Raw genomic sequence first — 13128 nt, forward strand, 5'->3', positions numbered from 1 at the left:
GAGTCGCGATCCGGTTGGCCGACTCGAACAGACGCCTTGTCCGTTGCCCTGACGGTACGTCGTCCGGGGCATGCAATCGCGGCCCGACACGCGGACGGGAGGTTAACCGAGGGTGACGTCTGCGCTCACCACTGCCGGGTGGTCGCGAACTCGGCCAGCGCATCGCCGAGCAGCCGCATGGTGTCCTCGTCGGTCGCGGCATGCGCCGCCAGGCGGAGCTGACCGCCGCGGGCGGTGAACGTCACGCCCCGGTTGACCAATGCCGCGGCCAGGGAGGACGGATCGGCGCCGACCGGGGCCAGCGTCACGATGCCGGCCCGATGCTCCCGTTCACGCGGCGTGACGATGGGCACCTCGTAGCGCTCGGCGTAGTAGACGATCTCATCGGCGCGATCGGCGACGGCGCTCGCGACCGCCGGCACACCGGCCTCGCGCAGCTCTTCCAGCGCCGTCGCGAGTCGTCCCGCGGCCAGATGGTCGGACCCGGTGACGGTGAAGGCACGGGCGTCGGATGCCGGGGCGGGGACGGGCTGCATCGGCAGATCCCCGTCGGCCCCGGCGAACCCGGACAGCACCGGCGTGATCCGCTCGAGGGCGCGCCCGCTGAACCGGGACCACCCGGTCCCGCGGCCGGCGCGAAGCCACTTGTAGCCGTTGCCGCAGACCACGTCCGCCGCGGCGTAGTCCGCGTCGGTCACGCCGAACCCCTGGACGGCGTCCACGATGAGCAGCCGGTCGCCGATCACATCACGCAGCGCGGTGAGGTCCACGGCGTAGCCGGTGCGATAGTCGACCTGGCTCACGGCGACGGCCGTGATCTCGTCGGTGAGGGCCGCGCGGACCGCCTCGGGCGTCATGAAGCCGTCGTCCGGGTCGATCCAGTGCACCGCGAGGCCCTCCCGCAGGGCCGCGGCCCGGGTGGCGGCGACGGTGAGGCTGGGGAACTCGGCCCGCGACAGGAGGAGGCCGCCGTCCACGCCGTACAGCGCCTGCATCAGCCCATAGGTGGTGGACGGCTGGAGCGCGATCTGCTCCAGCGGCGCGTCCAGCAGCCCGGCCAGGAGCGCGCGGGCCACGTCGGCCCGCCCGGCCACCATCTCGATGCTCGACCGGCGACCGGTGGACAGGAGCTCGGCGTCGGCGTGCGCCTCGGTGCGCACCCCCACCGACAGCGGCCCGAACGCGGCCCAGTCCAGATACCCGGGCTCCGCACCGAACGTGGCCAGGTACGCTTCCAGATCACTCACGGTGTCATTCTGACACGGTGCGCCGACGGCCGCCCGCGCCCGTCTCAGCCGCCGAAGCGCCGGTCCCGATCCGCGTAGTCGCGGATCGCGCGCAGGAAGTCGACCTCCCGCAGGTCCGGTCCCAGCGCTTCGACGAAGTAGAACTCGCTGTGCGCGGACTGCCACAGCAGGAAGTCGCTCAGCCGCTGCTCCCCCGAGGTGCGGATCACCAGATCGGGATCGGGCTGTCCCCCGGTGTACAGATGCTCGCCGATCTGCTCGGGGGTCAGACTCGCGGCGAGCTTCTCCAGCGTGCCACCCTGTTCGTCGTGCTGCTGGATGATGCTGCGCACGGCATCGACGATCTCGCCCCGCCCGCCGTAGCCGACCGCCAGGTTCACGTGCAGGCCGGTGTTGTCCTTGGTGCGCTCCTGAGCGGATGCCAGGACCCGGGCCAGCTCGGGCGGGAGGCCGTCACTGCGCCCCACGTGCTGGACCCGCCAGTCCCGCACATGCGACAGGCTCTCGGCGAGCTCGGCGATGATCTCGATCAGGTCGGCCAGCTCCTGCCGCTCCCGCTTGCGCAGGTTGTCCAGCGACAGCAGATAGAGCGAGACCACCCGGACGCCGACGTCATCGCACCACTCCAGGAACTCGCGCATCTTCGCCGCCCCGGCCCGGTGTCCCTCGGCCGGCGACGCATAGCCCAGCTGCCGCGCCCAGCGTCGGTTGCCGTCGATCATCATGGCGACGTGCCGCGGCACCGACCCCGGTTCGATCTGCCGACGGAGCCTGCCGATGTACAGCCGATAGAGCGGCCCCTGACCCTGATTCGACCGCGCCGACGTCACCCTCTCACGCTACCGCGCCCGGCTGGGTTCGTCGTATGTTCCCGCCACCGCATGCCTGGCGCCGTAGGCTCGGGAGCGTGAGCCGCCGACCCCGTCCCGCCGATCCCGGACCGCAGCAGCCGGCCCCCGCCGATTCCGGGGCGGAGATGCCTCAGCTCCCCCTGCTGGAAGCAGCCGCCACCGACGCGGGCGGCGAGATCAAGCCCACCTGGCGCGGATGGATCCACGCCGGCACGTTCCCGGTCGCGATCGCGGCGGGCATCGTCCTGATCGTGCTGGCTCAGGGGGCGCCGGCCAAGTGGGCGTGCGCGGTGTTCATGGCCACCTCGCTGCTGCTGTTCGGCAACTCCGCGCTGTATCACCGCTTCAACTGGCAGCCGCGGACCAGGGCGGTGCTCAAGCGGATCGACCACGCGAACATCCTGCTGCTGATCGCCGGCACTTACACGCCGCTGTCGGTGCTGGCCCTGCCGACATCGCAGACCGTGATCCTGCTGTCGATCGTGTGGACGGGCGCGATCCTGGGCATCCTGTTCCGGGTGTTCTGGATCGACGCGCCGCGCTGGCTCTACGTGGCCCTGTACATCGTGCTCGGCTGGGCGGCGGTGATGTACATCGTGCCGCTGTTCCAGGCGAACGCCGCGATGATGGTGCTGGTCGTGATCGGCGGGCTGCTCTACACGCTCGGCGCGGTGGTGTACGCGCTGAAGCGGCCGAACCCGTGGCCGGCCCGCTTCGGCTTCCACGAGATCTTCCACGTGTGCACGGTGCTGGCCTTCCTGTGCCACTGGGCGGCCTCGCTGCTGATCGCGCTGGCGCCGGTCTATCACGCAGGCTGAGCCCCCGCGGACCGGGCAGCCGCTACGGTGCGGGCCTGTCGTCGGCGTCGATGTCCTCGGCGTCGGTCGCGGTGGCCTCCGCCGCCCGCTCCCCCTCGCTCTGCTCGAGGTCGAGCTCTTCGCGCACCTGTGCACGGTAGCGCGCGCGACGGACGCGGCGCATCATGTCCCACAGCAGCAGCACGACGGCGATGGCGAGGAAGGCCACGGCCACGAAGCCCCACGGTCCGGGGGTGACCGTCTCGGCGGGAGGAGCGGTGGGTGTCGGGCTCGGAGTGGCGTCGGCGAGGACCACCAGGGCGGCGAACACAGCGTGCATCGTTCCTCATTCCGCGCGGGAGCGCATAGCCTGGAATCCCAGCCTATTCCCCCGACGGAGCCCGCATGACAACTCAGCAGACGCTCGACGAGCGCTACGGCCGCACCCGGTCGGAACGGGCGCGCGTGGTCCTGTGGACCGTCGTCGGTGCGGTCGCCGTCGCCGCCGTGGGCCTGCTGTCGTGGGCGACCATCGCGAACACGGTCGACGCCGTCGATGCCGTGGCCACCGGCTACCAGGTCGAGGACGCCCGCACGGTCACGCTCGACTTCCAGCTGACCGCACCGGTCGGCTCGCAGATCGTGTGCGTGCTCGAGGCCGACGACACCGACCACGGGATCGTCGGCTGGAAGGTCGTCCAGCTCCCGGCATCCGGCACCCACACCCAGGCGTACAGCGAGACGATCCCCACCGTGGCGGAGGCCACGACGGGTTTGGTGAACAACTGCTGGGTGTCATAAAGTGACCTGCGGAGACAGACGCCCTGGCCAGCTGCCGGGGCGTCTTGGCATATCCCACCGATCGAAGGAGAAGACGTGTCCCCAGACGCTGCGGTGACCTTCCTCACGCAGGAGGCGTACGACCGTCTCGCTGCCGAACTCGAAGAGCTTTCGACCACCGGTCGCGAAGAGATCGCGAAGCGCATCGAGGCGGCGCGCGAAGAGGGCGACCTGAAGGAGAACGGCGGCTACCACGCCGCCAAGGACGAGCAGGGCAAGCAGGAGGCGCGCATCCGCACCCTCCAGCACCTGCTGAAGAACGCAGTGGTGGGCGAGGCTCCGACCAGCAGCGGCGTCGTCGAGCCGGGAACGGTCGTGACCGCGCTGGTCGCCGGCGGCGAAGAGGTCTTCCTGCTGGGCAGCCGCGAGATCGCGGTCGGCAGCGACCTCGACGTCTACAGCGAGGCGTCGCCGCTCGGTTCGGCCATCCTCGGCCTCAAAGAGGGCGAGAAGACCTCGTACACGGCCCCCAACGGCCGCGAGATCGCGGTCGAGGTCGTCCGGGTCGAGACCTACGACGGCTAGCGGCCGGCGCGTCCCGATCAGTCCTGGCCGATCGCGGGGGTGAACCCCGCGTCGCGCAGGGTCTGGATCACGTGCGCGCGATGCTCCGCCCCGCGGGTCTCCACACTCAGCTGGAGGATCACCTCGCTGATCTGCAGGCCCTGGCCGTGCCGCGTGTGCATCGCCTCGATGACGTTCGCGCCGGCCTGCGCGAGCAGCTCGGCCACCTGCGCCAGCTGGCCGGGGCGATCGGGCAGCGGAATGCGCAGCGTCATGTATCGGTCGGATGCCGCGAGCCCGTGCGCGACGACGCGCTGCAGCAGCAGCGGGTCGATGTTGCCACCGGTCAGGATCGTGGCGGTCGTGCCGGCGGGGTGGATCCGGCCGGCCAGGATCGCCGCCACCCCGGCCGCACCCGCGGGCTCGACGACCTGCTTGGCCCGCTCCAGCAGCAGCAGCAGCGCGCGGGCGATGTCATCCTCGGACACCGTCACGATGTCGTCGACGAGATCGCGGATGATCTCGAACGGAAGGTCGCCGGGCCGGGCCACCGCGATGCCGTCGGCGATGGTCGGCGAGGTGGGGATCTCCAGCGGATGGCCCGCTGCCAGTGACGGCGGATAGGCGGCGGAGTTCTCCGCCTGCACCCCGATCACGCGCACCGTGCGACCGGCCGCGGCGGCGCGCGCCTTCAGGGCCGCGGCGACCCCCGCGATCAGTCCGCCGCCGCCGACGCCGACCACGACGGTGTCCAGATCGGGGATGGCGTCCCACAGCTCGAGACCGAGGGTCCCCTGGCCGATGATCACGTCCCGGTGGTCGAACGGGTGGATCAGGACTGCGCCGGTCCGCTCGGCGAACTCGGCGGCCAGCCGCAGCGGCGTCTCCACCGTCGCCCCCTCCAGCACGACCTCGGCGCCATAGCCGCGGGTGGCCAGGAGCTTGGGCACCGGCACACCCAGCGGCATGAAGATCGTGGCGGGGATGCCCAGCTGCTGCGCGGCCAGGGCGACGCCCTGCGCGTGGTTCCCGGCCGACGCGGCCACCACTCCCCGGGAGCGCTCCTGGGCGGTCAGCCGCGACAGCCGGTACGACGCCCCGCGGATCTTGAACGAGCCGGTGCGCTGCAGGTTCTCCAGCTTGAGGTGGACGGGAACCCCCAGCAGATCCGAGAGGGCCAGCGACTGGTCGATCGGGGTCTGGGTGATCACCCCCTGCAGCATCGATGCCGCCTCCTCGAACTCGGCGAGGGTGGGAACGCTCATGCACTGCCCTTCCTGGTGCGTGGCACCGTGCTCCAGATCAGATCCGCGGCCTCGAAGTCGCCGCCGGCCCGCCACCCGCGGCGACTGAGGTAGACCGCCGTCACGTTCAGGAACGCGGCCAGCGGCACGGCGAACAGGGCGCCGGGGATGCCGGCGATCATCGCGCCGCCGGCGACGACCAGCACCACCGCCAATGGATGCACCTTCACCGCCGAGCCCATCAGCAGCGGCTGCAGCACGTGGCCCTCCAGCTGCTGCACGCCCAGCACCACCACCAGCATCCACAGGGCGATCCACCAGCCGTTGTAGACGAGGGCGAGGAAGACGGCGACCGCGCCGGTGACCACCGCACCCACGATCGGGACGAACGAGCCGAGGAAGACCAGCACGCCCACCGGGGCGGCCAGCGGCACGCCGAGCATGAACGCGCCCACGCCGATGCCGACGGCGTCGATCGTGGCCACCAGCAGCTGGGTGCGTGCGTAGTTGACCACCGTGCTCCAGCCGGCACGGCCGGCCCCGTCGACGGCGGGACGGGCCCGGCGCGGGAACAGCCGCACCGTCCAGCGCCAGATGCCGCCGCCGTCGGTGAGCAGGCACAGCAGAATGAAGATGGCAAGCAGCGTACCGGCGCCGATGTGCCCGACGGTGCTGCCGATCGCCAGCGCACCGGACCAGAGCAGCTCGGCCTGCTGCTGCACGATGTGCCAGGCCTGTGCGAGCAGATTGTCGATCTGCGCCTCGGTGATCTGCAGCGGCCCGTCGATGAGCGACTGCCGGAACTGCTGGACGGCCTGCACGGTCCGGTCGCGGACCGAGGCCCACTCGAGACGGATCTGCCACACCGCCACCCACATCAGCCCCGTGACGATGGCCAGCGTCCCCACCACGGACACGATGATCGCCACCCAGCGCGGCACGCGCCGCCGCAGCATCCACGAGAACGCCGGCCACAGCAGCGCGGTGACCAGGATGGCCACCAGCAGCGGGATGACCAGGAGGCTGAGCTGGATGATCAGCCAGATCAGCACCGCGACCGCCGCGGCCACGACCAGCAGCCGCCAGGAGTAGGCCGTCGCCACCCGCAGCCCGCGGGGCACGTCGGCTCCGATCTCGGTGTCCACCGTGCGCTGCATCAGCACATCGCGCAGTCGCGGGCGGGGCGCGCCTGAGGACTCGTCTGCCATGGCGTTCAGTCTATGGCCGCGTCCCCTCCCGTCCGGCGCGCGCGTCGGCCCGGCGGCGCACCGGCTACCGTGGATGCGTGAGAGCGCGCACCGTCATCGCCGTGATCGCCGCCGTCGTGGTCCTGGGCGCCGCCGGCGGCGGTGCGTGGCTGCTGCTGCGGCCGCCGTCGATCGAGGACGCCGCCCACGACTACCTGCGGGCGCTTGAGACCGGCGACACCCGCACGATCGAGGCGATGACCGCGGACGCGCCGATGTCCCCGGCGGACCGCACGACGATGACGGATGCGTTCGCCGGCGCATCCGGTCACATCAGCGCACCGCGGATCGACGGGGCCATCGCGGGCGACGGCAGCGTGCGGGCCTCGGCGACTTTGGCCGGCGAACCGGTCACGATCTTCTTCATGCTGGGCCGCTCCGGGAGCGGCTACCAGGTGACCGGAGACTTCCTGGCGTCACTCACGGTGCAGCCCACGCTCGGCGATGCGGTGCGGGTCGGCCGCGCGACCGTGCCCGCCCGGGCCGCGGCATCCCTGCTGCCCGCCGAGTATCCGATCACGGCCCTGCCCGACGATCTGCTCAGCGGGGCACAGACTGTGGCCGTCACGAACGAGAAGCCGGTCTCGGTGGCGCTGGACGTGGCCTGGGCGCCGGACGCCGCCGCGGTGGCGCAGACCCGGCTGAATGCCTACGAGGACCGCTGCACGGCCGCGGCCGACGCCGTTCCCGCGCACTGCGGACTGCGGGTGCCGTGGGCGGCCGACCTGACCACACTGGAGCGGATCGCCTACCGCATCCAGACCCGGCCGACACTGACACTCGATGCTGCGGCCGGCACGTTCGCCGCGACCGGCGGCGTGATCGTGGCCACCGCGCACGGCACGGATGCGGAGGGGCACTCCGCCGCGTTCACCTATCGCGCCGACGACTGGGCGCTGCGCGGCGAGATCGTCTTCGACGGCGCCGAGATGCAGCTGGCGGTCCGCTAGAACGAGCCGCCGATCCGGTGCAGCCGCTCGATCCGGTCGGCCAGCGGTGGGTGGGTGGAGAACAGCCGCGCCAGGGCGTTCGGCCGCAGCGGGTCGGCGATCCACAGATGCGCCATGGACGTGTTGGCCTTCTGCAGCGGCCGGCCCTGCGTGGCCAGCTTGCCCAGAGCGGATGCCAGCGCCTCCGGATCGCGGGTGGTCATGGCGCTCGTGGCGTCGGCCAGGTACTCGCGCTGGCGCGAGATGGCGGCCTGGACGATTCCGGCCAGCAGCGGCGCGACGATCGCGGCGACGATGCCGAAGATCAGGAAGATCAGCTGCGCCTGTCCCCCGTTGCCGGACCTGCGGCCGCCGCCGAAGAACGTCATCCGCAGCATGATGTCGGCGACCAGGCCCACGGCCACGACGAGGCCGAAGACCAGCATCGACACGCGGATGTCGTAGTTGCGGATGTGGCCCAGCTCGTGGCCGAGCACCCCCTCCAGTTCGCGATCGGTCATGATCTCGAACAGTCCGGTGGTGACGGTGATCGCCGCCTTGTCCGGGTCGCGGCCGGTGGCGAACGCGTTGGGTGCGGCATCCTCGACGACGTACAGGCGCGGCATCGGCGTCCCCGTGGCGATGCAGAGGTTCTCGACCAGGCGGTGATACCGGGGCGCGGACTGCTTGTCGACCTCGAACGCGCCGGACAGCGCGAGCGCCTCACGATCGGCGCTGAAGTACTGCACCGTCGCGTACCCGCCGGCGCCGACCAGGACGAACGCGGTGATCCACCAGTTGTTGCCGGCGAGCCAGCCCGCGAGCGCGCCCAGGGCGCCCAGCAGCAGCACGAATCCGATCAGGATGAACCACGTGTTGCGCTTGTTGCGCGCGATCGCGGTGTACAACGCTCAGCGCTCCTGCGTTTCGACTCGCTTCGCTCGCTCAACGTGGATCCGCGACGCGTCAACGCGGCTGCGCCGCATTGCCCCGTCTCGCATCAGAACTGGACGCGCGGCGGCTCGGCGATCGCCGCACCGTCCACGACCTCGAAGAACTCGCGCTCGTGGAAGCCCAGGTTGCGCGCGAACAGGTTGTTCGGGAACACCTTGACCTTGGTGTTCAGCTCGCGCACGCCGCCGTTGTAGAAGCGGCGAGAGGCCTGGATCTTGTCCTCGGTGTCGACGATGTTCTGCTGCAGCTGGAGGAAGTTCTGGCTCGCCTGCAGCTGCGGGTAGGCCTCGGCGACGGCGAACAGCGACTTCAGCGCCTGCTGCATGTGTCCTTCGGCGACCCCCGCCGCGGCCGGGCCGCCCGCGTTGAGCGTCTCGGCGCGCGCCTGGGTGACGTTCTCGAACACCGCCTTCTCGTGCGCGGCGTACCCCTTCACCGCCTCGATCAGGTTCGGCAGAAGGTCTGCACGTCGCTTCAGCTGGACCGTGATGTCGCTCCACGCCTCATCGACGCGAACGTTCAGCTGGACGAGAGAGTTGTACGTCGCCCACAGATAGATCCCGACGATCAGGATCACTGCGACCACGATGAGTACCGGGATCAACCATTCCATTGCGCGCGGCTCCGTTCGATCTTTCTCATCCTAAACGCGCGCCGCCGACCCGCCGTGTGCGAGGCCCGTTCTCCCAGGCGTTACTCACCGAGCACACGCTGCAGATATGGGTTCTGGAACATCCGCTCCGGATCGAGGCGGTCGCGCAGAGCCACGAAGTCGTCGAACCTCGGGTAGCGCTCGCGCAGCCGTGCCGCATTCAGCGTGTGCATCTTGCCCCAGTGCGGCCGGCCGCCCCGCTCCCACATGATCTGCTCGACGGCCTCGAAGTACGCCGTCGGGTTCTCCCGCCAGTAGCGGTGCACGGCGATGTAGGCGGTGGTGCGTCCGTGCGCGGTCGACATCCACAGCTCGTCGGCAGCGGCCACCCGCACCTCCACCGGGAACGAGATCCGCCAGCCGCGCTCGTCGATGAGCGCGCGCAGCGCGTCGAAGGCCGGACGCAGCTGCTCCAGCGGAAGGGCGTACTCCATCTCGCGGAACCGCACGCCGCGGTGCTGGGTGAACACCCGATCGGATCGCTCGGTGTACTCCCGGTTGCCGGTGAGCCGCACGGCCAGGCGGGAGAAGGGCGGGGTGATGGCCGGGATCACCGCGGCGCCCGCGCAGACCGCGCCGTACACGGCGTTGGACAGCAGCTCCTCGTCGATCCAGCGGCCGACGGCGGGCAGCGGATGCCGCGGTGCGTCGCCGGGCAGCCGGGTGTTGGTCTTCGTCAGCCCCACGTCCGTGTGCGGGAACCAGTAGAACTCGAAGTGGTCGCTCTCCCACGCACGCTGCTCGAGCCCGGCGAGCGTCTCGTCCAGGCGGCCGGGCTGGTCGACCGCGTGCAGGACGAACGCGGGCACGCACTGGAGGGTGACCTCGACCAGGACGCCGAGCGCGCCCAGGCCGAGCGCCACCGCGGGCAGGAGTTCGGTGTTCTGCTGCTCGTCGACCGTGAGCAGCTCGCCGTCCGCGGTCGCCAGCACCGCGCCGACGACCTGCGTGGACAGTCCCCCGAAGCGCACGCCCGTGCCGTGGGTGCCCGTGGAGATCGCGCCGGCGATGGTCTGCCTGTCGATGTCGCCGAGGTTGGCCATCGCCAGCCCGTACGGCTCCAGCAGCGTCGGGATCGCGTGCAGCGGCGTTCCGGCGCGCAGCGTGACCCGCTGCCGCTCCCGGTCGACCCGCACCACACCGGTCAGATCGCGCAGGTCCAGCAGGACGCCGGGCGCGACCGCGATGCCGGAGAAGCTGTGACCGGATCCGACCGCCTTCACGGCGAGCCCGCGCCGGGAGGCTGCCTGGATCGCGCGGCGGACGGCGTCGCTGCTGCCGGGCAGCTCGACCCGCTGCGGCCGGACGTGCACGGAACGCCCCCAGTTGCGCCACTCGCCGCCGGGTCGCGTCACAGGAAGGCCCTTCCCTCGCCGCGGTACGTGGGCACGGCGCCCACGATCCGGTCCCCCTCGATCAGCTGGTACGCGTCCACGCGCTCGGCGAGCTCTCCGCTCTTGGAATGCCGGAACCACACCCGGTCACCCACCCGTAGGCCGCCTGCGTTCTCGCCCTGCAGCGGTGTCTGCACCTCGCCGGCCCCCTCGCGCCCGAGCGTGTGCAGTCCGGCCGGCCAGACCGGCAGGGGCTGCCGGGAGGCCACCGGCGGGCCGGAGGCGATCCATCCGCCGCCGAGCACGGTGACGATGTCGGCGGCGGGCTTGCGCACCACCTCGAGCGCGAATGCCGCCGCCGGCGCGAGCGCGAATCCGCGGTACCGGTCGAACAGGTGCCCGGCCAGCAGGCCGCTGCCGGCGGTGATCTCGGTGACGGACTGATCGGATGCGGTCAGCTCGAGGGAGCCGGTGCCGCCGCCGTTGACGAACTCCAGCGGCGCGATGTCGCGCAGCCGCGCGACGATCGCGCCCCGACGGACGAGCAGCTCCTCCCCCGAGCGACGCTGCATCCAGCGGATCACGGGATCGGAGGCGCCCTCCTTGTCGGGCTGACCGGCGATCTGCGCCTCGTACATCATCAGGCCGACCAGTGCGAAGCCGTCGCGCGCCACGATCGCCTGCGCGAGGGAGGCCACCTCGGCCACGTCGTGCACCGGCGACCGCCGGACCCCGATGTGGCCGAGCCCGGGGGCGCGCCAGGACGCGTCGGCGTCGATGCACAGCCGGATGCGCTCCCGCGCACCCGGGGCCGCGATCGCGTCGACGAGGTCGAGCTGGTCGATCGAGTCGACCATGAGCGTGATGTGCGCCGCCGCGACCGGATCGGCAGCGAGCCGGGCCAGCGCCGCGCGGTCGGCGGTCGGATAGCCGACCACCACGTCGGTGTGCCCGGTCTCAACCAGCCACAGCGCCTCAGGCAGCGTGAACGCGAGGATGCCCTGATAGCCGGGGACGGCCAGCGTCGCATCGATCACCTCGCGCACCCGCACCGACTTGCTGGCCACCCGGATCGGCACGCCGCCGGCGCGCACGACCATGTCCAGTGCGTTGTACCGCAGCGCGTCGGTGCTGATCGCGGCCAGCGGCCCGGACAGGCCGGCCACAGCATCCGTCATCCCCTGCCAGTAGGCGCCGGAATCGGCGCCTGGCCGTCGCGATCGGGGTCGTGACGGGGCCAGCAGGTCGAGGCTCATCGGTTCGGGCTCCTTCGCGTCGACGACGCGTATCAGTATAGGTCGCGCGGGAATCACAGCCCGTGCCCAGCGGCCGCGAACTACCATGGAGGCAGCTGATGAGCGCTCGCGACGCGTCGAGTCCCCAGCTCGATGAGCGCCCGTTCCCCAGACGGTGCCGCGTCGCCTGCGCCTTCAGCTCCGGTGGGTGCCGCGAGGTCTCGTTCTTCATCCGAACACTCGCGGCACCCACCCACGTTGACGCTCGTCGCGTCGGCGATCCCCGACACCCCGCCGGGCCACTCCCCAGTCGTCTGCCCGGCGGTTCTCGGTGCCTTCGCCGCCGCGTCCCCAGCGCGTCGAGCGGATCTTACTGTATCCGATCCGTGTCCCCCATTTGGGGGACAGATGCGCTTCTTGAGGAAATCTGAAGGTTGGGGCGAGGAGCTGTCCTCGCAGTCGGCCTCCATCGACGACCGGTTGCGACCGGTGTCATACGCAGATGTGACCCGCTCGCGGACGCGCGTGTCTGCGAGCGGGCCACCGACTCAGTGCCGCATAGCCCTTCCGGGCCCGGCGTTACTTCGCGGGAGGCATCAGCACCGAATCGATCAGGTAGACGGTGGCGTTCGCGGTATGCACGCCCCCGCAGATGACCTTCGCGTCGCCGACCATCATGTCGTCGCCACTGCCGGTCACGGTGACGTCCTGACCCTCGACGGTCTTGTGTGAGCCGTCGATGCTCGACGGCGGGATCTGGCCGGGCACCACATGGTAGGTGAGGATCTTCGTCAGCGTGGCGTCATCGGTCTTCAGGCTGTCGATGGTTGCGGCGGGGATCTTCGCGAACGCGTCGTCGACAGGCGCGAACACGGTGAACTCGGAGCCGTTGAGTGTGTCGACGAGATTCACCTTCGGGTTCAGCTTGCCGCTGACCGCTGCGACGAGGGTCGTCAGCAGCGGATTGTTGGATGCCGCGACCGCGACGGGATCCTGCGACATCCCCTGGATCGACCCGGCGCCGTCGGGCACCTTCGACGCGTAGCCGGCGCACCCGGGTCCGACGAGATCGGCTGCGGGGTCCATCGCCGAGGGCTGGGACGCGGCCGGCTGCGAGGCCGATGGCTGGTCTGCGCTCGGCGTGTCGCTTCCTGAGTTCATCGCGCAGCCGCTGAGCGCCACGGCCGCGCCGATCACCAGCGGAACGGCCAGGTACATCTTCTTACGGAACATCTCGTCCTCCTCGAGTGCTGCCCAGAGCAGTGCTCCGGCATCCTTCACCTGTTCGCGGCCG

14 protein-coding genes are annotated in these 13128 nt (G+C 71.0%); 4 read left to right on the forward strand and 10 right to left on the reverse strand.

Annotated elements, in window-relative coordinates:
* Positions 1-125 precede the first annotated feature (125 nt).
* Together AC0L6F_RS04035 and AC0L6F_RS04040 are read right to left on the reverse strand one after the other, a co-directional pair.
* Positions 126-1247, reverse strand: coding sequence for an aminotransferase class V-fold PLP-dependent enzyme (locus AC0L6F_RS04035; protein WP_259612182.1), 1122 nt, complete (start codon positions 1245-1247; stop codon positions 126-128).
* 44 nt (positions 1248-1291) lie between these two features.
* Entirely contained in the window at positions 1292-2077 is a 786-nt protein-coding gene (locus tag AC0L6F_RS04040; RefSeq protein WP_274638025.1) for an isoprenyl transferase, read from the reverse strand.
* A 146-nt stretch (positions 2078-2223) separates the two neighbouring features.
* Here AC0L6F_RS04040 and trhA point away from each other — a divergent pair, with 146 nt between their 5' ends.
* Entirely contained in the window at positions 2224-2916 is a 693-nt protein-coding gene (trhA, locus tag AC0L6F_RS04045) for a PAQR family membrane homeostasis protein TrhA (RefSeq protein WP_259612183.1), read from the forward strand.
* A gap of 22 nt (positions 2917-2938) precedes the next feature.
* On the opposite strand, the gene AC0L6F_RS04050 is transcribed toward trhA, so the two are convergent.
* Positions 2939-3235 (reverse strand): hypothetical protein, encoded by a 297-nt coding sequence (locus AC0L6F_RS04050; protein ID WP_259612184.1) that lies wholly within the window; start codon positions 3233-3235, stop codon positions 2939-2941.
* Between the two features lie 65 nt (positions 3236-3300).
* Here AC0L6F_RS04050 and AC0L6F_RS04055 point away from each other — a divergent pair, with 65 nt between their 5' ends.
* Both AC0L6F_RS04055 and greA read left to right on the forward strand, forming a co-directional pair.
* Positions 3301-3696 (forward strand): DUF4307 domain-containing protein, encoded by a 396-nt coding sequence (locus AC0L6F_RS04055; protein WP_259612185.1) that lies wholly within the window; start codon positions 3301-3303, stop codon positions 3694-3696.
* Positions 3697-3771: 75 nt separating this feature from the next.
* Complete coding sequence (gene greA / locus AC0L6F_RS04060) at positions 3772-4260, forward strand: transcription elongation factor GreA (protein WP_259612186.1); 489 nt, start codon at positions 3772-3774, stop codon at positions 4258-4260.
* Positions 4261-4277: 17 nt separating this feature from the next.
* Here greA and ilvA read toward each other — a convergent pair whose 3' ends face one another.
* The gene (gene ilvA / locus AC0L6F_RS04065) at positions 4278-5504 is read right to left on the reverse strand and encodes a threonine ammonia-lyase (RefSeq protein WP_473539251.1); all 1227 of its coding nucleotides are present in this window, start codon (positions 5502-5504) and stop codon (positions 4278-4280) included.
* The gene (locus AC0L6F_RS04070; protein ID WP_473539252.1) at positions 5501-6691 is read right to left on the reverse strand and encodes an AI-2E family transporter; all 1191 of its coding nucleotides are present in this window, start codon (positions 6689-6691) and stop codon (positions 5501-5503) included. The genes ilvA and AC0L6F_RS04070 overlap by 4 nt, the downstream gene beginning before the upstream one ends.
* A 77-nt stretch (positions 6692-6768) precedes the next feature.
* Here AC0L6F_RS04070 and AC0L6F_RS04075 point away from each other — a divergent pair, with 77 nt between their 5' ends.
* On the forward strand, positions 6769-7680 hold the full coding sequence (locus AC0L6F_RS04075; RefSeq protein WP_473539253.1) for a hypothetical protein: 912 nt from the start codon (positions 6769-6771) through the stop codon (positions 7678-7680).
* Here the strand turns inward: AC0L6F_RS04075 and AC0L6F_RS04080 are convergent.
* The 5 genes from AC0L6F_RS04080 to AC0L6F_RS04100 all read right to left on the reverse strand — a co-directional run bounded on the left by AC0L6F_RS04080 (position 7677) and on the right by AC0L6F_RS04100 (position 13067).
* The gene (locus tag AC0L6F_RS04080) at positions 7677-8567 is read right to left on the reverse strand and encodes a M48 family metallopeptidase (protein WP_473539254.1); all 891 of its coding nucleotides are present in this window, start codon (positions 8565-8567) and stop codon (positions 7677-7679) included. The two genes, AC0L6F_RS04075 and AC0L6F_RS04080, sit on opposite strands and share 4 nt — an antisense overlap.
* A gap of 92 nt (positions 8568-8659) precedes the next feature.
* Entirely contained in the window at positions 8660-9226 is a 567-nt protein-coding gene (locus AC0L6F_RS04085; protein WP_274638018.1) for a LemA family protein, read from the reverse strand.
* 80 nt (positions 9227-9306) lie between these two features.
* Positions 9307-10620 (reverse strand): D-arabinono-1,4-lactone oxidase, encoded by a 1314-nt coding sequence (locus AC0L6F_RS04090; protein WP_259612188.1) that lies wholly within the window; start codon positions 10618-10620, stop codon positions 9307-9309.
* Positions 10617-11855, reverse strand: a complete 1239-nt coding sequence (locus tag AC0L6F_RS04095) for an alanine racemase (RefSeq protein ID WP_473539255.1) — start codon at positions 11853-11855, stop codon at positions 10617-10619. The genes AC0L6F_RS04090 and AC0L6F_RS04095 overlap by 4 nt, the downstream gene beginning before the upstream one ends.
* Positions 11856-12413: 558 nt before the next feature.
* Entirely contained in the window at positions 12414-13067 is a 654-nt protein-coding gene (locus AC0L6F_RS04100) for a fasciclin domain-containing protein (RefSeq protein WP_259612189.1), read from the reverse strand.
* Positions 13068-13128 lie beyond the last annotated feature (61 nt).

Source organism: Microbacterium sp. G2-16M (assembly GCF_055809115.1).